The sequence below is a fragment of the Streptomyces sp. NPDC032745 genome (assembly GCF_055579465.1).
Map to the genome: position 1 here is coordinate 658,885 of NZ_JBVING010000001.1, position 20,435 is coordinate 679,319.

The window sequence follows — 20,435 nt, forward strand, 5'->3', positions numbered from 1 at the left end:
AGGGTCTTTCCTTCGGGGTGAGGGCTCGGTGGTGGGGGCCGGGCGGGCTGTGCGGGGGTCAGGCGGTGGGGGCCTGCGTCCCCTGCGCCTGGATCGCGGTGATCGCCACGGTGGTGACGATGTCCTGCACCAGCGCGCCGCGCGAGAGGTCGTTGACCGGCTTGCGCAGCCCCTGGAGCACCGGGCCGACCGCGACGGCGCCCGCCGAGCGCTGTACGGCCTTGTACGTGTTGTTGCCCGTGTTGAGGTCGGGGAAGATCAGTACGCTCGCCCGGCCGGCCACGTCGGACCCGGGCAGCTTCGTCGCGGCGACCGAGGGCTCGACGGCGGCGTCGTACTGGATCGGGCCCTCGACGGCCAGGTCGGGGCGCTGCTCGCGGACGATCTCGGTGGCCTTGCGGACCTTGTCCACGTCCGCGCCGGAGCCCGAGGTGCCGGTCGAGTACGAGAGCATCGCGATCCGCGGCTCGACGCCGAAGGCGGCCGCGGTCGCCGCCGACTGGATGGCGATGTCGGCGAGCTGCTCGGCGCCCGGGTCCGGGTTGACCGCGCAGTCGCCGTAGACGAGGACCCGGTCGGCGAGACACATGAAGAAGACCGACGACACGATGGACGCGTCGGGCTTCGTCTTGATGATCTCGAAGGCGGGCCGGATGGTCGCGGCGGTGGAGTGCACCGAGCCCGAGACCATGCCGTCGGCGAGTCCCTCCTGGACCATCAGCGTGCCGAAGTAGTTGACGTCGGTGACCACGTCGAGGGCCAGCTCCACGGTCATGCCCTTGTGGGCGCGGGCCTGGGCGTAGTACTCGGCGAAACGTTCCCGCAGCGGGGAGGCCGCCGGGTCGATCAGCTGCGCGCCGGAGATGTCGACGCCCAGGTCGCCGGCCTTCTTCAGGATCGCCTGCTCCTCGCCCAGCAGGGTCAGGTCGCAGACCCCGCGGCGCAGCACCACGTCCGCGGCACGCAGCACGCGCTCCTCGGCGCCCTCGGGCAGCACCACGCGGCGGCGCTCGGAGCGGGCCCGCTCCAGCAGCTCGTGCTCGAACATCATCGGCGTGACGCGCTCGGAGCGGGCCACCGACAGCAGTCCGCGCAGCTCGGCGGTGTCCACGTGCCGCTCGAACAGACCGAGCGCGGTCTCCAGCTTGCGCGGGGTCGCGGAGTTCAACCGGCTCTGCAGCGAGAACAGTTCGGCGGCCGTCGGGAAGCTGTTGCCGGCCACCGAGACCACCGGGGTGCCCGGCGCCAGCTTCGAGGCCAGCGTCAGGATGTCGGGGCCCGGACGCTCGTTCAGGGTCAGCAGCACACCGGCGATCGGCGGAGTGCCCGAGGCGTGCGCGGCCAGCGCCCCGATGACCAGGTCGGCCCGGTCCCCGGGGGTGACGACCAGGCAGCCGGGGGTCAGGGCGTTCAGGAAGTTCGGCAGCATGGCGCCGCCGAAGACGAAGTCGACGGCGTCGCGGGCCAGCCCGGCGTCGTCGCCGAGGAGCACCTCGCCGCCGAGCGCCCGGGTGATCTGGGCGACGGTCGGGGCGGAGAGCGACTTGTCGTCCGGCAGCACGTAGCAGGGGACGGGCAGGCGGGCGGCCAGCCGCTCGGCTATGGCGTCCCGGTCCTCGGCGGCCACCCGGTTGACTACCATCGCGACGACGTGGCAGCCCAGGCTCTCGTACGCGCGGAAGGCGCTCTGGGCCTCGGCGCGCACGGCCTCGGCGGGGTGCTTGGTGCCGCCGACGACGGGCACCACCACGGCCCCCAGCTCGTTGGCGAGGCGGGCGTTCAGCGCGAGCTCGTCGGGGAGGTTCGTATCGGCGTAGTCGGTGCCGAGGACGAGCATGACCTCGTAGTCGCGGGCCACCCGGTGGTAACGGTCCACCAGGCGGGAGACGAGCTCGTCGGTGCCCTTCTCGGCCAGGATGGCGGAGGCCTCGCGGTACTCCATGCCGTAGGCCGTCGCGGCGTCCTGGTCGATCCGGTAGCGGGCCTTCAGGAGGTCGAAGAGCCGGTCCGGTCCGTCGTGCAGCAGCGGACGGTAGACGCCGACCCGCGCCGTCTGCCGGGTCAGCAGCTCCATGATCCCCAGCTCGACGACCTGCCGGCCGTCCCCCCGCTCGATACCGGTCACGTACACGCTGCGCGTCACGCGTGCTCTCCGTCCCATGGTCTGGATGTGGGCGCCGCCCGCCGGGCCGGCGGGCGGATCCGAGTCGATTTTCCCCGATAGGGTGGGCTTGACCTCTTGACAATACCTTGGCGGACAGATAGGGCGCCCGCCAGGAAAAGGCCTGTCCGGAAGGGCCGAAAGGCCTGGTGGGCGGAGCACCACAGGACGCGCCGCATCCCCGGCCCGTGGAACAATCGGACAGGGCTTCATCAATACGCCCCTCAGATGTACGGCTGTCCGCCCGCACGCGTACGGCCCGGTACGACCAGGAGCAGGAGACACAGCACGATGCGTATCGGAGTTCTCACCGCAGGCGGCGACTGCCCGGGCCTGAACGCTGTCATCCGTTCGGTCGTGCACCGCGCCGTGGTCGGCCACGGCGACGAAGTCATCGGCTTCGAGGACGGCTTCAAGGGCCTCCTGGACGGCCACCACCGGCCCCTCGACATCAACGCCGTCAGCGGCATCCTCGCCCGCGGCGGCACGATCCTCGGTTCGGCCCGCATGGAGCGCGCACGGCTGCACGAAGCCGCCGAGAACGCGCAGGAATTGGCGACGCGCTACGGCATCGACGCCCTCATCCCGATCGGGGGCGAGGGCACCCTGACCGCCGCCCGGATGCTCTCGGACGCCGGGATGCCGGTCGTCGGCGTACCGAAGACCATCGACAACGACATCTCCTCCACCGACCGCACCTTCGGTTTCGACACCGCCGTCATGGTCGCCACCGAGGCCATCGACCGCCTCAAGACCACCGCCGAATCGCACCAGCGCGTGATGGTCGTCGAGGTCATGGGCCGGCACGCGGGCTGGATCGCCCTCGAGTCCGGCATGGCCGGCGGCGCCCACGGGATCTGCCTGCCGGAGCGCCCCTTCGAGATCGACGACCTGGTGAAGATGGTGGAGGAACGATTCTCCCGCGGTAAGAAGTTCGCCGTCATCTGCGTCGCCGAGGGCGCACACCCCGCCGAGGGCTCGATGCCGTACGAGCGGGGCGCGATCGACGCCTACGGCCACGAGCGCTTCGCCGGAATCGGCAACCGCCTCGCCACCGAGCTGGAGCACCGCCTCGGCAAGGAGGCCCGCCCGGTCATCCTCGGCCACGTCCAGCGCGGCGGCGTCCCCACCGCCTACGACCGGGTCCTGGCCACCCGCTTCGGCTGGCATGCGGTGGAGGCCGTCCACCGCGGCGACTTCGGCAACATGACCGCCCTGCGCGGCACCGACATCGTGATGGCCCCGCTGGCCCAAGCGGTCACCGAACTGAAGACGGTCCCGGAGGGCCGCATGTACGAGGCCGAGTCCGTCTTCTGATCCGCCCCCGGCCCCCCGCCCCGCCCGGGGCGGGACCTCCTGCCCACCCGGCCGGGACTGACGGCCCGGCTTCCGCAGCCGAACGGCCCCCGGTCGCGTCCACGGCCGGACGCGACCGGGGGCCGCTCCTGCGGGCACGGGGCGCCCTGGGGCCCGTCTTCCTAGCGGGCGCCGCCCGCGTAGGCCCAGAAGTGGGCCACGATGTCGGCCAGGAACTCCCGGCCCGCGTCCCCCGCGCCGGCCGTGCCCGAGGCGCCGCCCCAGCTCAAGGTGGCCACCATCTTCGACTGGTAGTCCGCGTGCAGCTGCTCCAGCACCGGCTCCAGGTGCTGCTTGGGCACCGGGAGCAGCTTGGCCAGCGGCTTCACGTACGCCTGCCAGCGCGTGGTCACCGCATTGCGCAGCAGCTCGGCGAGCTCGTCCTGCTTGCCGGTCGCCGCCACGAACTGGGCCAGCGACAGCCCGAGCACCTGCGCCAGGGCCACGGACTGCCGTTCGTTGCCCTTCCAGCGTCCGGTGTCCTCCATCTTCTGGTACGTGCCCGTCTCCAGCCCGATCCGCCGGGCCAGCTCGTCCGCCGCCATGCCGCGGGCCATCCGGTGCTCCCGCAAGGTCACGGGCTCGGCGAGCAGCTCGCCGGGGGCGCACCAGAGCACGCCCGCGAGCGCCGTGAGCTCTGCCGAGCTGGGCGATATCTCGCCACGCTCCCAGGCCATCACCGTCTCGGGCTCGACGATCAGTCCGTACTGGGCGCGCAGGCCATAGGCGACATGACCGGGAGCCATGCCCAGGGCTGCGCGGAGGCGACGCGCGGCGGGGGCATTGAAGGGAGGGCTGGAGTGCACAGGGCACACCGTAGGAGTGCCCAAGGGGTGGCGACTACAGACCGTTCAAACAAGCCCAGAACTCGTAGGAAAGTCCTATGGCGTTCGACGCTTTGGCCGGGTTTCCCTGCGACCGTCCGGTAACCGGATCATTTCTAGATCCATTGCCAAGCGTACGGTTCCGGCCAGCCGTTGCGATACCCCTGCGCACGATCTCCACCGATCTCCCGCACCCCCTCCTGAACCGCCCTCCCGCCCCGTGCGTGATCCATGTCGGGGGCCCTCGCCTACGGGGGTGGCGAGGGCCCCGTCCCCTCGCTCCGTCCCTCCTCGCCTCTCCTTGCCCTGACGTCGGCGTCAAGGATTACCGTCGGGGCATGCGCATCGGCGAACTGGCGGAGCAGGCGGGGACCACCACGCGGACCCTGCGGTACTACGAGTCGCGCGGACTGCTGCCCGCGCGCCGCACCGGCAACGGCTACCGCACCTACGACGAGGACGACCTGCGGCTGCTGCGCCAGATCCGCATGCTCCAGGACTTCGGCTTCGAGCTGGAGGAGACCCGCCCGTTCGTCGACTGCCTGCGCGCCGGCCATCCCGCCGGGGACTCCTGTCCCGCGTCCTTGGCCGTGTACCGGCGCAAGCTCGCCGAACTCGACGGACTGATCGGCCAGCTGGCCGACGTACGGGAGCAGGTCGCGCGGCAGCTCGCCGCCGCCGAGGAGGCCGCCGGTGCGGCGGCGTCGCCGCGCTGCGAAATGACCGGACCGTGAGAAGGGGAAGGGAAGAGATGATCCACGCCAAGGGTGTCGCCGAAGTGACCGACCTGGACTTCGAGGCGGAGGTGCTCGCCGAGCGGGGCCGGCCCGTCCTCGTGGAGTTCACCGCGGACTGGTGCGGGCCCTGCCGGCAGCTCGCGCCCGTGCTGTCCGCCGTCGCCGCCGAGGAGGCCGACCGCCTCAAGGTCGTGCAGATCGACGCGGACGGCAACCCCGCCACCGTCGTCCGGTACGGGGTGCTGTCCATGCCGACCCTGCTCGTCTTCCGCGACGGCGAGCCCGTCAAGCAGATGGTCGGCGCCCGCGCCAAGCGCAAGCTGCTTCAGGAGCTCGAGGAGGTCACCGGCGTCACGGCCTGAGCCAGACCGTCGCCAGGGGCGGGAGGGTCATGCGCAGGCTGGCCGGACGGCCCTGCGCGGGCACGGGCTCGGGCCGCAGCGGCTGCAGATGGCGTACGCCGCTGCCTCCGTACTGCTCCGAGTCCGTGTTCAGGACCTCCCGCCACCACGGCACCTCCTGCGGGACGCCGATCCGGTAGCCGTGCCGCACCACCGGCGAGAAGTTCGACACGCACAGCAGCTGCGAGCCGTCCTGCGCGTACCGCAGGAACGCGAAGACGTTGTCCTCCGCCGCGTCCGCCTCCACCCACGCGAAGCCCTCCGGCACCGTGTCCCGCTCCCACAGCGCGGGCGCCGCCGCGTACGTGAGGTTCAGGTCGCGCACGAGGTCGCGCACCCCCCGGTGGTCGGCGGCCGCCGCGTACGAGGAGTCCAGCAGCCACCAGTCCGGCCCGTGCCGCTCCGACCACTCCGAGCCCTGGGCGAACTCCTGCCCCATGAACAGCAGTTGCTTGCCCGGGTGGGCCCACATGAAGCCCAGGTACGCGCGGTGTATGGCCCGCTGCTGCCACCAGTCCCCGGGCATCTTCGACACCAGTGAGCCCTTGCCGTGCACCACTTCGTCGTGCGAGATCGGCAGCACGTAGTTCTCGCTGTACGCGTAGATCATCCCGAACGTCATGTCGTGGTGGTGGTACTTGCGGTGCACCGGATCCTTCGACGCGTACCTCAGGGTGTCGTGCATCCAGCCCATGTTCCACTTCAGCCCGAAGCCGAGCCCGCCCCCGTCCGTCGGCCGGGTCACGCCCTCCCAGGCCGTGGACTCCTCCGCGATCGTCACCACGCCCGGACAGCGGCGGTACACCGTCGCGTTCATCTCCTGGAGCAGCGCCACCGCGTCCCAGTTCTCCCGCCCGCCGTGCTCGTTCGGCGCCCACTGGCCCTCGCCGCGCGAGTAGTCCAGGTAGAGCATCGAGGCCACCGCGTCCACCCGCAGCCCGTCCACGTGGAACTCCTGGCACCAGTACACGGCGTTGGCGACGAGGAAGTTGCGGACCTCCTTGCGGCCGTAGTCGAACTCCAGCGTCCCCCAGTCCGGGTGGGCGGCCCGCCGCGGGTCGTGGTGCTCGTACAGCGGCCGCCCGTCGAACTCAGCGAGCGCCCACTCGTCGCGCGGGAAGTGCGCGGGCACCCAGTCGACGATCACCCCGATCCCGGCCCGGTGCAGCGCGTCCACCAGCATCCGGAACTCGTCCGGACTGCCCATCCGCGAGGTCGGCGCGTAGTACCCGGTGACCTGGTAGCCCCACGAGCCGCCGAAGGGGTGCTCGGCGACCGGCATCAGCTCCACGTGCGTGAAGCCCAGCTCCTTGACGTACGGCGGGAGCTGTTCGGCCAGCTGCCGGTACGAGAGCCCCGGCCGCCACGAGGCCAGGTGCAGCTCGTACACCGAGAAGGGGGCCCGGTGCGCCGGGACGGCCCCGCGCTGCGCCATCCACTCCGCGTCCTGCCACTCGTACCGCGAGGCGGTGACCACCGAGGCGGTGGCCGGCGGGACCTCCGTGTGCCGGGCCATCGGGTCGGCGCGCAGGGTGTGGCTGCCGTCCGGGCGGGTGATGTCGTACTTGTAGAGCGTGCCCTCGCCCACCCCCGGCAGGAACAGCTCCCACACCCCGGAGGCGCCCAGCGAGCGCATCGGGTACGCGACCGAGTCCCAGTACGAGAAGTCCCCGGTGACCCGCACCCCCTGGGCGTTCGGAGCCCACACCGTGAACCGGGTGCCGGCCACGCCCTGGTGCTCCATCGGGCGGGCCCCGAGCGCCGTCCACAGCTCCTCGTGGCGGCCCTCGCCGATCAGGTGCAGGTCCAGCTCGCCGAGCGCGGGCAGGAACCGGTACGGGTCGTGCGCCTCGAGCTCGTCGCCGTCGTACGTGACCAGCAGCCGGTAGTCCGGTACGCCGGTCAGCGGCAGCAGCCCCGAGAACAGCCCGTCGCCGTCGTCGAGGAGTTCGGCCCGCAGCCCCTTGGCGACGACCGTGACCGCCTTGGCGTACGGGCGCAGCACGCGGAAGACCACCCCGTCCCGCCGGGTCCGGGCGCCCAGCACCCCGTGGGGGTCGTGGTGGCGGCCCTCCAGCAGCCGGGCCCGTTCCTCGGCCCCGAGCGCGGGCGCAGGCCGTACCCCGTGAGCGGGCGCCCGCCGGGCGCGCGGTGCCTGGGCTCTGCGGGGCGCCGCCGCGGCCGGAGCTCCGCGGCCCGGAGCGGCGGCCGGAGCCGTGGCCGGGGCCGTGGCCGGAGCCGGGGCCGTGGCCGGGGCCGCGGACGGCTGGGCGGTGGACGGTGACTGACGGGCGGGGCTCACGTGTGCGGCCTCCTAGGCGGCTGCGGGCGGGGGTGGGGGGAGAGGGAGGAGAAGCCTTCGCCGGTGCCGGGCCCGGAGCCCGGGCCGGGTCCCGCGGCGGCGCCGGGGCCGGGCCGGTGGGACTGCCCGGGGCGGGCTGCGGACCCGGGGCCCGGCAGTGCCCGGCCGAACCCGCGGTCCGCGCCGGAGGCGAGCCGCCGGATGGCCGCCATGGGGACGTGCAGCCAGTCGGGGCGGTGCCGGGACTCGTAACGCGCCTCGTACACCGCCTTGTCGGTCTCGTACGCGCGCAGCAGTACGGGATCCTCGCGCGGATCGCGGCCGGTGGTGCGGGCGTAGCCCTCGCAGAAGGCGGCCCGGCAGGCGTCCGCCCAGGCGGGGGCGAACGGGCGGTGGGAGCGGGCCGCGTAGTCGAACGAGCGCAGTATCCCGGCGATGTCGCGGACGGCGGGTTCGGGGCGGCGGCGGTCGGCCAGCGGCCGGGCCGGCTCGCCCTCGAAGTCGATCAGCGCCCAGCTGCCGTCGGCGGTCCGCAGTGTCTGGCCCAGGTGCAGGTCCCCGTGGATCCGCTGTGCGGGGACCCCGGCCCCGCGGGAGGCGGCCAGCGCGTCGAACGCCCCGCGCAGCCCCGGCTCGTAGGGCCGCAGCGCGGGCACCTCGCGGGCGGTGGCCGCCAGCCGGGCCGTCATCCCGGAGGCGAGCCGGGCGGTCTGCTCCGGGCCCAGCGCGACCGTGGGAAGCGCGGCGGCGAGCGCACTGTGCACCTCGGCGGTGGCCCGGCCCAGCGCATGCGCCTCGGCGGTGAAGTCGGCCCCGGCGCCGAGCCGGCGCAGCGCGAGCTGCCAGCCGTCGTCGGAGCCCCGCAGATAGGGCTGGAGCACGCCCAGCGTCAGCGGCTCCGCGCCGGGCAGCTCGGCCTCGTACCAGGCGACCGGCGCGGGGACGCGGGCGCATCCGGCGGCGGCCAGCGCCCTGGGCAGCTCCAGGTCCGGATTGACCCCGGGGCCGACCCGGCGGAACACCTTCAGGATGTGTGAATCCCCGTAGATCAACGAGGAGTTGGTCTGTTCCCCGGACAGCGGCCGGGGGGTGAGCGCCGCCGGGATCAGCGCCATCGGGTCGCGGTCGAACCGCAGCGGGCCGAGGGTGCCGGGCGCGCGCAATCGTTCCAGCAGCAGGGCTGCCAGCCGCGGGTCGCCCAGCCCCTCGTACACGTACTGGCCGGCGTACGGGCCCTGCTCGGCGCGCCCGATCAGGGCGGGCGCCAGGGCCGGCGGCAGCGCGGCGCGGACGCCGAGCAGCAGTTGGTAGCAGTCGCCGTCGACGTCGAGGAGCAGGTGGACCAGCCTGGGGGAGGACCCCGGCGGCAGCAGATCTGCCGCCGAGATCATCCGGAGCCGGCCGATGCGCCGGCCCTTGCCGGCGAACCAGCGCTGGACCGGCAGCCAGTCCCGCAGCATCGGCTCCAGCGGACTGAGTCCGGTCGTGCTCGTCGTCCCGGCGGATGCAGCCTCCGACATGGCGTCGCGTCCTTTCCCCGGGCCGTCACAGAATGCGGAGAGTGTCCCGGATCGCGTCAGTGCTTCTCCGGTGGTGTACGAGTGTCGGGTCAGGATGATCCGTACAGGGGCGGGCGATTGACCCATTCGCGCCGCCCACCCCGTACTCGGCGGCTACTCGTTGCGCAGGCGGAACCAGTAGAAGCCGTGCCCCGCGAGCGTGAGCAGGTACGGCCACTCGCCGATCGGCGGGAAGCGCACGTCACCCGTGAGCTCCACCGGGACCCGCCCGTTGAACGACCGCAGATCCAGCTCGGTGGGCTGCGCGAAGCGGGAGAAGTTGTGCACGCACAGCACCAGGTCGTCCCCGTACTCGCGCAGGAAGGCGAGCACCGCCGGGTTGGACGAGGGCAGTTCGGTGTACGAGCCGAGGCCGAAGGCAGGGTTCGCCTTGCGGACCTCGATCAGCCTGCGGGTCCAGTGCAGCAGTGAGGAGGGCGATGCCATCGCGGCCTCGACATTGGTGACCTGGTACCCGTGGACCGGGTCCATGATGACCGGCAGGTTCAGCCTGCCCGGATCGCAGGAGGAGAAACCGGCGTTGCGGTCCGGGGTCCACTGCATCGGCGTGCGGACGCCGTCGCGGTCGCCGAGCCAGATGTTGTCGCCCATGCCGATCTCGTCGCCGTAGTAGAGCACCGGCGAACCGGGCAGCGACAGCAGCAGGGCGGTGAACAGCTCCATCTGGTTGCGGTCGTTGTCGAGGAGCGGGGCGAGCCGGCGCCGGATGCCGATGTTGGCCCGCATCCGCGGGTCCTTCGCGTACTCGGCGTACATGTAGTCGCGCTCTTCGTCCGTGACCATCTCGAGGGTGAGCTCGTCGTGGTTGCGCAGGAAGATGCCCCACTGGCAGCGGTCCGGGATCGCCGGGGTCTTGGCCAGGATTTCGGAGACCGGGTAGCGCGACTCTCTTCGTACGGCCATGAAGATGCGCGGCATGACGGGGAAGTGGAAGGCCATGTGGCACTCGTCCCCGCCCTTTGCGAAGTCGCCGAAGTAGTCGACGACGTCCTCGGGCCACTGGTTGGCCTCGGCCAGCAGCACGGTGTCGGGGTAGTGCGCGTCGATCTCGGCGCGGACCCGCTTGAGGAGCTGGTGGGTGCGCGGCAGGTTCTCGCAGTTGGTGCCCTCCTCCGCGTACAGGTAGGGCACCGCGTCGAGTCTGAACCCGTCGATCCCGAGGTCCAGCCAGAACCGGAGGGCGGAGACGATCTCCTCCACCACGGCCGGGTTCTCGTAGTTGAGGTCGGGCTGGTGCGAGAAGAACCGGTGCCAGTAGTACTGCTTGCGGACCGGGTCGTACGTCCAGTTCGAGGTCTCGGTGTCGATGAAGATGATGCGTGCGTCCTGGTACTGCTTGTCGTTGTCGGCCCACATGTAGTAGTCGCCGTACGGTCCGTCCGGGTCCTTGCGGGACTGCTGGAACCACTCGTGCTGGTCGCTCGTGTGGTTCATGACGAAGTCGATGATCACCCGCATGCCGCGCTGGTGCGCGGCGTCCACGAACTCCACGAAGTCGGCGAGGTCGCCGAACTCCGGGAGCACCGAGGTGTAGTCGGCCACGTCGTAGCCCCCGTCGCGGAGCGGCGAGGCGAAGAACGGCGGCAGCCAGAGGCAGTCGACGCCCAGCCACTGGAGGTAGTCGAGCTTGGCGGTGAGTCCCTTCAGGTCCCCTACGCCGTCTCCGTTGCTGTCGTGGAAGGACCGTACGAGCACCTCGTAGAAGACCGCCCGCTTGAACCAGTCGGGGTCGCGGTCCTTCGCGGGGGTGTCCTCGAACGTGTCGTGGACGGGATCGTTGATCATCATGTGGTGGGTGACCCTCCGGTGGGCGGGGACGGTCGCAGGGCCGCCAGTACGTGCGCGGGCGTGCGGCCCGGTTCCAGGCGCACGTAGTTGGCCCTGCCCCAGTGGTAGGTCTCGCCGGTGAGCTCGTCGCGCACCGCGAGGGACCCGTGCCAGTCGAGGCCGAGTACCGGCATGTCCAACGAGACCGTCGCCTCCTGGGTGTGGTGCGGATCGAGGTTGACGACCACCAGTACGGAATTGGCGCCCGCATGCTTCGAATAGGCGATCACCTGGTCGTTGTCGGTCGTGTGGAAATGGATGTCGCGCAGTTGCTGCAGCGCCGGGTTGCGGCGGCGCATCCGGTTCAGGGCGGTGATCAGCGGGGCGATGGTGCGGCGCTCGCGGTCCGCTGCCGCCCAGTCGCGCGGCCGGAACTCGTACTTCTCGGAGTTCAGGTACTCCTCGCTGCCCTCCCGGACCGGAGCGTTCTCGCACAGCTCGTAGCCGGCGTAGACGCCCCAGGTGGGGGAGAGGGTGGCGGCCAGGACGGCGCGCACCTCGAAGGCCGGACGGCCGCCCTGCTGGAGGTACTCGTGGAGGATGTCGGGCGTGTTGACGAAGAAATTCGGCCGCATGACGGCGGCGGAGCGGGTGTCCGCCAGCTCGGTCAGGTACTCGGTCAGCTCGGCCTTGGTGTTGCGCCAGGTGAAGTACGTGTACGACTGCTGGAAGCCGATCGCGGCGAGCGTGCGCATCATGGCGGGCCGGGTGAAGGCCTCCGCCAGGAAGATCACGTCGGGGTCGGACTTGTTGATGTCCGCGATCACCTTCTGCCAGAAGACGACCGGCTTCGTGTGCGGATTGTCCACCCGGAAGATGCGGACGCCGTGGTCCATCCAGTACCGCAGGATCCGGACCGTCTCCTCGACGAGCCCGGCCATGTCGGTGTCGAAGTGGATCGGGTAGATGTCCTGGTACTTCTTCGGCGGGTTCTCGGCGTACGCGATCGTCCCGTCGGCCCGGTGGCGGAACCACTCGGGGTGCTTCTCCACCCAGGGGTGGTCCGGGGAGCACTGGAGTGCGAAGTCGAGCGCGATCTCCATGCGCAGCTCGCGGGCACGGGCGACGAAGGCGTCGAAGTCCTCGATCGTGCCGAGGTCGGGGTGGACCGCGTCGTGGCCGCCCTCGGTGGAGCCGATGGCCCACGGCACCCCGGGGTCCCAACTTCCAGCCGAAAGAGTGTTGTTCGGGCCCTTGCGGTACGTACTCCCAATGGGGTGGATCGGTGGCAGGTACACCACGTCGAAGCCCATCGCGGCGATGGCCGGCAGCCGTTCGGCGGCGGTGCGCAGCGTTCCGCTCACGGGCTGCTCGCCGGGCTCGACGACGGCTCCCTCGGAGCGCGGGAACATCTCGTACCAGGAGCCGAAGAGGGCCCGCTTGCGCTCCACGACCAGCGGCAGGGCCTTGGACGCGGTGACCAGCTCCCGGTACGGGCGCCGGGCGAGCGCGGCCTGCACCGGGGCTGCGAGGGCGGCGGAGTACCGCAGCGACACCGGGCGGTCCTCGTCGCGCATCGCTTCGGCGGCGGCCAGCACGTGCCCGCGCCCGTCCTTCTTGGGGATCCTGGAGCCGGCCCGCTCGTAGAGCTCGGCGCCCTCGAGCAGGGTGAGCCCGGGGTCGATGCCCGCGGGGATCTTGATGGCGGCGTGGGCCTGCCAGGTGCCGACGGGGTCGCTCCACGCCTCGACGGTGTACGTCCACCTCCCCTCGGCCTCGGCGGAGACCCGCGCCCCCCACCGGTCGGTGCCGGGCGCCAGCTCGTGCATCGGCACGGGGGGCCGCAGCCGCCCGCTGGGATCGCGGAGTACGACATGGGCGGCGACGGCGTCGTGGCCCTCGCGGAACACGGTGGCGGAGATCTCGAAGACCTCTTCCACGACCGCCTTGGCGGGTCTGGCCCCGCAGTCGACGGCGGGGCGGACGTCCAGCACGGGAATGCGACCGATCATGATGGGATCACCTGGGGGCAGTTCGCGGGGCTCGGTGACAACAGCCCAGCCGGAGCACCGGCTGGTCGTGCACGCTCTGTTCGCTCTGTTTCTAGCCGCTCAGAAGACGGCTGGGCTGCGGGCATGGCCGCTCCTGTCCGCGTTCACTCGGGTGGCGGGAGAGGTGGTGGGGCGGGGGTGCCGTGCGTGTACGCGGGGAGCCCTTCCCACTCTCACCCCGCCCAATCAGTGCGCTTGGTTAACTACTCGTACGTAGTGGTGCGGCCCAGACCAAGTCCCTGGCCGACATCCGCCGAGGCTCAGTCAAGTCGGTCAGGACTACCGGATGTACGTCGTGACACCCCCGCCCCACCGCCACCACAGGCCCCATCCGTGACCGGGGATTTGGGGTGGTGAGAGCGGAATATCCGTAGTGACAGTGCTCTCCGGAAGAGGGATCATGGAGCCGACTCTGTGAATTCCCAGTGGGCTTCCGACCGTCGAAGTGTCCTGAATTCACATCAACTTTTTCGAAGGAACATCCTCGTTGCGTCCCACTCGTACGGTGGTCCTGCTCACCGCGGGCCTCGTCACTCTTCTCGGTGTTCCGGCCTCTGCGGCCGCCGATGCGCCGGCCTCGCTCTACGTCGACAAAAATGACGCCAACTGCTCCGACGCCGGCTCCGGAGCGCCCGCCGCCCCGTTCTGCACGGTCTCGGCGGCCGCCAAGACCGTCGGTCCGGGCCAGACCGTGCACATCAAGGGCGGGGTGTACGCCGACGCGGTCACCGTCGACCGCTCCGGCGAGCCGGGCAAGCCGATCACGTTCGCCGGCGACCCCGCCGCCCAGTACGCCCCGGAGCTTTCCAAGACGTTCACGGTCAGCGGCGCCGGTCACGTGGTGGTACGCGGGCTGAGGGTCACCGGCGGCGTCAAGGTCAGCCGTTCCGCCGATGTCGAGCTGGACCGGATGGACGTCTCCCGGGGCAGGGCCGAGGCCCTCGTCATCGACGAGGGCAGCACGGACGTGCGCGTCACCCGGAACCGGCTGAGGGGGACCGTCAAGGTCGAGGGGGGCTCCCGAGGCACCGTCCTCAGCCGGAACCTCGTCGTCGACGCCTTCCGGTCGCCGCTCACGGTCGTGGACGCGCCCGGCACGATCGTCACCAACAACACGCTCGATGGCATCTGCGCGGCGACCGTCTCGGTCGGCGGCGGCTCGACCGGCTCAGGGTTGTACAACAACCTGCTGTACACCAACGCGACGTCCGCCGGGTGCCAGTCGGCCGAGCCCCGGGTGGGCATATCGGTGTCGCAGAGCGCGACGGAGGGCACCCGCGCCGACTACAACCTGATCACCGGACATGCCGCGCTGGCGGCCCCCTACCACTGGTCCGGCACCGGCTACCCGACTCCGGCCGCCTTCCAGGCCGCCACCGGCCAGGGAGCGCACGACATCCTGACCCCGTCCCGTGCGGGCGTCGGCGAGATGGCAGGCTCGCCCACCGTCGACTCCGCCGACCCGACGGCGCCGGGCGTACTGCCGAGCGACTTCTCCGGGGACCCGACCGCCGACGACCCGCAGGTCCCCAACACCGGCAAGGACGGCGGATACCTGGACCGCGGCGCCCACGAGACACAGGACGGTCTGAGCCAGGTCTGGATGACGATCGACCGGACCTACGCGCCGGCCGGCACCCCGGTGGCCGTGCAGGCGGTTTCGAACAGCCAGTGGTCCACCGCCATGACGTACGAGGTGGACTTCGGCGACGGGACGGCCCCCGTCGTCACCCGCCAGGGCAACGCCGCCAATGCCGGCGCCACGCACGTCTACACCGGGCCGTGCACCTGCACGGTCAAGGTGACGGCGATCAACGGCGCCGGGAAGAGGGTCTCCACCGAACAGTCGACCAAGGTGACCCCGGCCGGTCCGCTGACCGCCGCCTTCACCACCGAGCCGGTGCTGCCGAACACCGACGAACCGTTCGGCGGCATCCGCCCGCTGACCATTCGCGTCGACGCCGGAGCCACGAGTGCGCCGTGGCCCGTGGAGCACATGTACATCGACTTCGGCGACGGCAGCTCCTCGCAGCAGTACGACACCCAGCACACCTACGCAGCGCCCGGCGAATACAAGGTGGCGGTCACCGTCGGCGACTCCCAGGGGGCCTGGTCCACGGCCACCCGGAGCGTGAAGGTCGACTACACGGCGTCCGGCTACGTTCCCACCGAGCCGTTCCGCGTGCTGGACACCCGTGGCTACCCCTTCTCCTTCCAAAGCGGTGGACGCACCTCCGTGGTCCTGCCGGTCGGCACGGCGATTCCGGATCACCACCTCTCCGGCGGTATGGCTGCGGCCGTCCTCAACGTGACCGTCACGAACGCCACCGAGGACGCCCACGTGACCGTGTGGCCCTCCCAGCAGCCGCACCCGGCGACCTCGAACGTCAACGTCCGGGCTCGCGGTACCTCCTCCAACACGGTCACCGTCCCGGTCGGCTCTGACGGCAAGATCCAGGCCGAGATCAATTCCGGCCGCGCCGACCTCATCGTCGACTTCGTCGGCTACTACCAGCCCGGCATCGGGCAGCGGTTCAGCCCGATCGCCCCGACCCGCCTCGCCGACACCCGTACGACCGGCGGCGCGCTCGGCGGCGGGCAGACCCGGACGGTCAAGGTCGCCGGGGTGAACGGCATCCCGGCCGACGCCACCGCCGTCGCGCTCAACCTGACCGGCACCGCGAGCACCGAGAACGCCCACGTCATCGCCTACCCCGACCCGGCGAAGCGGCCCGCGACCTCGAACCTCAACCTGGAACCCGGCAAGGACAAGTCGAACCAGGCCATCGTCCCCATCGGCCCGGACGGCACCATCACCCTCTACACCAACACCGGCTCCACCCACCTGGTCCTCGACGCCGTCGGCTGGTACGGCAAGGACGGCAAGGCCCTGTTCACCCCGACCGTGCCGCGCCGCCTCGCCGACACCCGCACCACCGGCAAGCTCGCCCCCGGCGCCACCACCACCGTCACCGGCCTGCCCGCGGGCGCCATCGGCGCCGCGCTCAACGTCACCGCGACCGAGTCCACCAGCCCCGGCTTCCTCACCGTGTACGGGTTCGGCACCGCCCGCCCGGGCGCCAGCAGCCTCAACACCCGTTCCGGTGACACCGTCCCCAACCACGTCACCACCCCGGTGGGTGACGGCCGCGTCAGCATCTCCAACAGCTACGGCGGCAGCACCCACGTGATCACCGACCTGCTCGGCTACTTCACCCAGCCCTGACCGAACGGCCCCGCCACCACAGCCGCCCCGGCCACCCGTGCAGCGCACGCGGTGCCCGGGGCGGCGTCGTTCCGGTGCCGTCCGGCGGCCTTCGGCGCCCGAGGCACCGTGGCAGGGCGGGGCCCGGTGAAGCTAGCCTTCCCGGGGTGATGCGCGGACGCACAGCGTGGTGCGGCCGCTTCGATCCGCAATCGCCTGCGAAGGTAGAACGTGTGAAGGCTATCCGTCGATTCACCGTGCGCCCCGTTCTCCCGGAACCATTGCTGCCGCTCGCCGACCTCGCGCGCAATCTGCGCTGGTCGTGGCATGCCGAGACCCGTGAACTCTTCCAATCCGTCGACCCCGAGGGCTGGCAGGCCGCCGGCGGCGATCCCGTCCGGCTGCTCGGCGCAGTCTCCGCCCCCCGGCTCGAGGAACTGGCCGGCGACCGGCGGTTCCTGCGCCGGCTCGCCGTCGTCGCCGCCGACCTCGACGACTACGTACACGGCGGGAGGTGGTACCAGAGCCATGAAGACGGCTCCGAGCTGCCCGCCGGGATCGCCTATTTCTCCCCCGAGTTCGGGATCACCGCCGCCCTGCCGCAGTACTCCGGCGGGCTCGGGATCCTCGCCGGGGACCACCTCAAGGCCGCCAGCGACCTCGGCGTCCCGCTGATCGGCGTGGGGCTGCTGTACCGGCACGGGTACTTCCGCCAGTCCCTCTCCCGTGACGGCTGGCAGCAGGAGCACTATCCCGTCCTCGACCCCAACGAGCTCCCCGTGTCCCTGCTGCGGGACACCGACGGGGCACCGGCCCGGGTGTCCCTGAGCCTGCCGGGCGGCCGGGCCCTGCACGCGCACATCTGGCAGGCCCGCGTCGGCCGGGTACCCCTGCTGCTCCTGGACTCCGACGTCGAGGACAACGACGCCGGCGCCCGGGAGGTGACCGACCGGCTCTACGGCGGCGGCAGCGACCACCGCCTGCTCCAGGAGATGCTGCTCGGCATCGGAGGCGTGCGCGCGGTGCGCACGTACTGCCGGATCGCCGGGCGTCCCGACCCCGAGGTGTTCCACACGAACGAGGGGCATGCCGGATTCCTCGGGCTCGAACGCATAAGGGAACTGGAAGGGGAGCAGGGGCTCGGCTTCGACGCCGCCGTCGAGGCGGTGCGCGCCGGGACCGTGTTCACCACCCACACGCCGGTGCCCGCCGGCATCGACCGCTTCGAGCGGGCCCTGGTCGCACGGCACTTCGGGCCCGGCGCGGAGCTGGCCGCCCTCCCGGTCGACCGGATCCTGGAACTGGGCGCCGAGTCCTATCCCGGTGGCGACCCCGGGGTGTTCAACATGGCGGTGATGGGGCTGCGCCTGGCCCAGCGCGCCAACGGGGTCTCGACCCTGCACGGGGCGGTCAGCCGGGGCATGTTCGCCGGGCTGTGGCCGGGCTTCGACCCGGCCGACGTCCCCATCACCTCCGTGACCAACGGCGTGCACGCCCCGACCTGGGTGGCCCCCGAGGTGGTCCGCCTCGGAGCCCGCCAGATCGGCGCCGGGCGGACCGAGGACGCGCTGTCGGTGGGCGGCTCCCAGCGCTGGGACGCGGTCGCCGACATCGCCGACCAGGACATCTGGGACCTGCGGCGCGGGCTGCGCGAGCAGCTGGTGCAGGAGGTGCGCGACCGGCTGCGGGCCTCGTGGCTCCAGCGCGGGGCCGCCGAAGCCGAACTCGGCTGGGTGGACTCCGTACTCGACCCGGACGTGCTCACCATCGGGTTCGCCCGGCGCGTGCCCTCGTATAAGCGGCTCACGCTGATGCTGCGCGACCCCGACCGGCTGCGCAGGCTGCTGCTCGACCCGGAGCGGCCCGTGCAGATCGTCGTCGCGGGCAAGGCGCACCCGGCCGACGACGGGGGCAAGCGGCTCGTGCAGGAGCTGGTGCGCTTCGCGGACGACCCGCGGGTGCGGCACCGGATCGTCTTCCTGCCCGACTACGGCATGGCCATGGCGCAGAAGCTCTACCCGGGCTGCGACGTCTGGCTGAACAACCCGCTGCGGCCACTGGAGGCCTGCGGGACGAGCGGGATGAAGGCGGCGCTCAACGGCTGCCTCAACCTGTCCGTGCTGGACGGCTGGTGGGACGAGTGGTTCGAGCCGGACTTCGGCTGGGCCATCCCGACGGCCGACGGGCTCGGGACGGACGAGGACCGGCGCGACGACCTGGAGGCCAATGCGCTCTACGAGTTGATCGAGGGCCGGGTCGCGCCGCGGTTCTACGACCGGGCGGGCCGCAGCGGACTGCCGGTGCGGTGGATCGAGATGGTCCGGCGCACCCTCGTCTCGCTGGGTCCCAAGGTGATCGCAGGGCGCATGGTGCGGGAGTACGTGGAGCGGCTGTACGCGCCGGCCGCGCGCGCCCACCGGGCCCTGAACCCGGACGCGGCGCGGGACCTGGCCTGGTGGAAGGGCCGGGTCCGGGCAGCCTGGCCACGGGTCGTCGTCGAGCACGTGGAGGCGCTGGCCGCGGCTCCCGTGAACGGCACCGCCGAGCTCGGGGCCACCCTCACGCTGCGGGTGCGGGTGGCGCTCGACGCACTCACCCCCGAGGACGTGGAGGTACAGGCCGTCGCCGGCCGGGTGGATCCGCAGGACGTGATCCGCGACGGGCGGACCTTCCCGCTCAAGCCGGCCGCCGGGCCCGACCTGGAGGGGCGCTGGATGTACGAGGGCCCGCTCGCCCTCGACCGCACGGGGCCCTACGGCTACACCGTGCGCATCCTGCCCGCGCACCCGCTGCTGGCGACGCCGGCCGAACTGGGGCTGGTCGCGGCCCCGGTGGAGGCCGACGCGGCCGGTGACACGGGCGCGGGCGGCGGCGTACTGCTGCGCTGAGCGGTCTCGGGGGAAGTGGGGTGCGTTCCCGCGTCGTCCGGTGCGGCGAGGTGCCGTGCCGGGCGGCGTGGAGGCGTGTCCCGCCTCCCCGAGGCCGCTTGATCAGGGGGCGGGCGGCGGGTCCACCAGCCGCCCGCCCTCCACCAGCATCCCGGCCCGCTTGATGTTGCGCAGGGTCGGGATCACCTCCACGTGCCGCAGGCCCGGCACCGAGCCGATCCGCTCGGTCATGTACGTGTACAGCGCGTCGGTGTCCCGGCACACGACCGCCGCCATCAGGTTGGCCGTGCCGGTCACCGCGGCCGCGAACGGTACTTCCGGGTGGCCGGCGAGCGCGGCGCCCGCCTGCGCCAGCCGGGCCGGCTCCGCGGTCAGCATCAGCGTCGCCTCCGCCTCGAAGCCCAGGGTCGACGGGACGAGCTCCAGGTCGAAGTACAGCGCCCGCAGCTCCCGCAGCCGGTCCAGCCGGCGGCGCGCGGTGGACTCCGACAGGCCGGAGGCGCGGGCGAGCTCGGGATAGCCGGCCCGGCCGTCCTGGGCGAGCACCGCCAGCAGCGCGAGCTCCGCCTCGTCCAGGGTGTACCGCTCCTGCCCGGGCGCCACGGGGGGCCGCGTCAGCGCCGCGACCTGCTCGGGCCGCAGGGTGTCCAGGCCGCACCAGCCGGCCGGGCCGCCGATGTACACCCGCAGGATGGTGTGGGCGCTGATGCCCGTCACCCGGCGGGTGCGCGGGAGCTTGTCCAGCAGCAGGCCGTCGCGGTCCTGCCGGGTGCGGGCCTTGGTCAGACAGTTGATCTCGGTACCGCCGGAGCCGAGTTTCACCCAGGAGATGTCCGGCCGCCGGGCCAGGGCCTCGGCCACCGCGAGCGCGGCGTCGGGCGCGCACTGCACCCGCAGCCAGGACTCGAACAGCCCGACGCGGCTGCCCAGCGGCAGCCCGACCACCCGGATCAGGCCCGAGGTCCGCAGCCGGCGGTAGCGGCGCACCACCGTCTGGTCGGAGACCTCGAGCACCTCGGCGATCCGGCTGAAGGGGGCCCGTCCGTCGATCATCAGGGCCTGCATCAGCCCCTGGTCGAGTGCGTCCAGCTGTACCGGTGTGGTCATGGAATCCATCATGACAGGGGCCACCATGGGTGAAATCCGGCAGCAGGGGGTGCGTG

At 72.0% G+C, this 20,435-nt stretch carries 12 protein-coding genes; 5 read left to right on the forward strand and 7 right to left on the reverse strand.

From position 1 onward, the window contains the following. Nucleotides 1-58: 58 nt before the first annotated feature. A complete protein-coding gene (pta, locus tag ACZ5WG_RS02955) occupies nucleotides 59-2,143 on the reverse strand; it encodes a phosphate acetyltransferase (protein ID WP_468720139.1) in 2,085 nt (694 codons plus the stop codon). A 309-nt stretch (nucleotides 2,144-2,452) separates the two neighbouring features. On the opposite strand from pta, the gene ACZ5WG_RS02960 reads away from it, so the two are divergent. Further along, a complete protein-coding gene (locus tag ACZ5WG_RS02960; protein WP_468720140.1) occupies nucleotides 2,453-3,478 on the forward strand; it encodes an ATP-dependent 6-phosphofructokinase in 1,026 nt (341 codons plus the stop codon). 161 nt (nucleotides 3,479-3,639) lie between these two features. Here the strand turns inward: ACZ5WG_RS02960 and ACZ5WG_RS02965 are convergent, their stop codons facing one another. Then, nucleotides 3,640-4,332, reverse strand: a complete 693-nt coding sequence (locus ACZ5WG_RS02965) for a helix-turn-helix domain-containing protein (RefSeq protein ID WP_468720142.1) — start codon at nucleotides 4,330-4,332, stop codon at nucleotides 3,640-3,642. 347 nt (nucleotides 4,333-4,679) lie between these two features. Between ACZ5WG_RS02965 and ACZ5WG_RS02970 the strand changes: the two genes are divergently transcribed. Both ACZ5WG_RS02970 and ACZ5WG_RS02975 read left to right on the forward strand, forming a co-directional pair. Next, nucleotides 4,680-5,075, forward strand: coding sequence for a MerR family transcriptional regulator (locus ACZ5WG_RS02970; protein ID WP_468720143.1), 396 nt, complete (start codon nucleotides 4,680-4,682; stop codon nucleotides 5,073-5,075). A gap of 17 nt (nucleotides 5,076-5,092) precedes the next feature. Further along, the gene (locus tag ACZ5WG_RS02975) at nucleotides 5,093-5,440 is read left to right on the forward strand and encodes a thioredoxin family protein (RefSeq protein WP_468720145.1); all 348 of its coding nucleotides are present in this window, start codon (nucleotides 5,093-5,095) and stop codon (nucleotides 5,438-5,440) included. On the opposite strand, the gene glgB is transcribed toward ACZ5WG_RS02975, so the two are convergent. The 4 genes from glgB to ACZ5WG_RS02995 form a co-directional block, all read right to left on the reverse strand. Then, the gene (glgB, locus tag ACZ5WG_RS02980) at nucleotides 5,430-7,781 is read right to left on the reverse strand and encodes a 1,4-alpha-glucan branching enzyme (protein ID WP_468720147.1); all 2,352 of its coding nucleotides are present in this window, start codon (nucleotides 7,779-7,781) and stop codon (nucleotides 5,430-5,432) included. The genes ACZ5WG_RS02975 and glgB overlap by 11 nt on opposite strands. Beyond that, nucleotides 7,778-9,301, reverse strand: a complete 1,524-nt coding sequence (locus ACZ5WG_RS02985; RefSeq protein ID WP_468720149.1) for a maltokinase N-terminal cap-like domain-containing protein — start codon at nucleotides 9,299-9,301, stop codon at nucleotides 7,778-7,780. Before ACZ5WG_RS02985 ends, glgB begins: the two co-directional genes overlap by 4 nt. Before the next feature lie 153 nt (nucleotides 9,302-9,454). Continuing rightward, nucleotides 9,455-11,149 (reverse strand): maltose alpha-D-glucosyltransferase, encoded by a 1,695-nt coding sequence (gene treS / locus ACZ5WG_RS02990; RefSeq protein ID WP_468720151.1) that lies wholly within the window; start codon nucleotides 11,147-11,149, stop codon nucleotides 9,455-9,457. Then, the gene (locus tag ACZ5WG_RS02995) at nucleotides 11,146-13,140 is read right to left on the reverse strand and encodes an alpha-1,4-glucan--maltose-1-phosphate maltosyltransferase (RefSeq protein ID WP_468720153.1); all 1,995 of its coding nucleotides are present in this window, start codon (nucleotides 13,138-13,140) and stop codon (nucleotides 11,146-11,148) included. Before ACZ5WG_RS02995 ends, treS begins: the two co-directional genes overlap by 4 nt. A 526-nt stretch (nucleotides 13,141-13,666) precedes the next feature. On the opposite strand from ACZ5WG_RS02995, the gene ACZ5WG_RS03000 reads away from it, so the two are divergent. Both ACZ5WG_RS03000 and glgP read left to right on the forward strand, forming a co-directional pair. Next, nucleotides 13,667-16,405 carry a PKD domain-containing protein gene (locus ACZ5WG_RS03000; protein WP_468720154.1) on the forward strand — a complete coding sequence of 913 codons (2,739 nt, stop codon included), beginning with the start codon at nucleotides 13,667-13,669 and terminating at the stop codon, nucleotides 16,403-16,405. Nucleotides 16,406-16,617: 212 nt separating this feature from the next. Then, nucleotides 16,618-19,272 carry an alpha-glucan family phosphorylase gene (gene glgP, locus ACZ5WG_RS03005; RefSeq protein WP_468720156.1) on the forward strand — a complete coding sequence of 885 codons (2,655 nt, stop codon included), beginning with the start codon at nucleotides 16,618-16,620 and terminating at the stop codon, nucleotides 19,270-19,272. 102 nt (nucleotides 19,273-19,374) lie between these two features. Here glgP and ACZ5WG_RS03010 read toward each other — a convergent pair whose 3' ends face one another. Next, a complete protein-coding gene (locus tag ACZ5WG_RS03010) occupies nucleotides 19,375-20,379 on the reverse strand; it encodes an Lrp/AsnC family transcriptional regulator (RefSeq protein ID WP_468720157.1) in 1,005 nt (334 codons plus the stop codon). Between the last annotated feature and the right edge of the window lie 56 nt (nucleotides 20,380-20,435).

Excerpts from the sequence above, each read along its gene's own strand:
- ACZ5WG_RS02960 (WP_468720140.1), top strand. The coding sequence starts at position 2,453 with ATGCGTATCGGAGTTCTCACCGCAGGCGGCGACTGCCCGGGCCTGAAC.
- ACZ5WG_RS02970 (WP_468720143.1), top strand. The coding sequence starts at position 4,680 with ATGCGCATCGGCGAACTGGCGGAGCAGGCGGGGACCACCACGCGGACC.
- ACZ5WG_RS02975 (WP_468720145.1), top strand. The coding sequence starts at position 5,093 with ATGATCCACGCCAAGGGTGTCGCCGAAGTGACCGACCTGGACTTCGAG.
- ACZ5WG_RS02985 (WP_468720149.1), bottom strand. The coding sequence starts at position 9,301 with ATGTCGGAGGCTGCATCCGCCGGGACGACGAGCACGACCGGACTCAGT.
- treS (WP_468720151.1), bottom strand. The coding sequence starts at position 11,149 with ATGATGATCAACGATCCCGTCCACGACACGTTCGAGGACACCCCCGCG.
- ACZ5WG_RS02995 (WP_468720153.1), bottom strand. The coding sequence starts at position 13,140 with ATGATCGGTCGCATTCCCGTGCTGGACGTCCGCCCCGCCGTCGACTGC.
- ACZ5WG_RS03010 (WP_468720157.1), bottom strand. The coding sequence starts at position 20,379 with ATGACCACACCGGTACAGCTGGACGCACTCGACCAGGGGCTGATGCAG.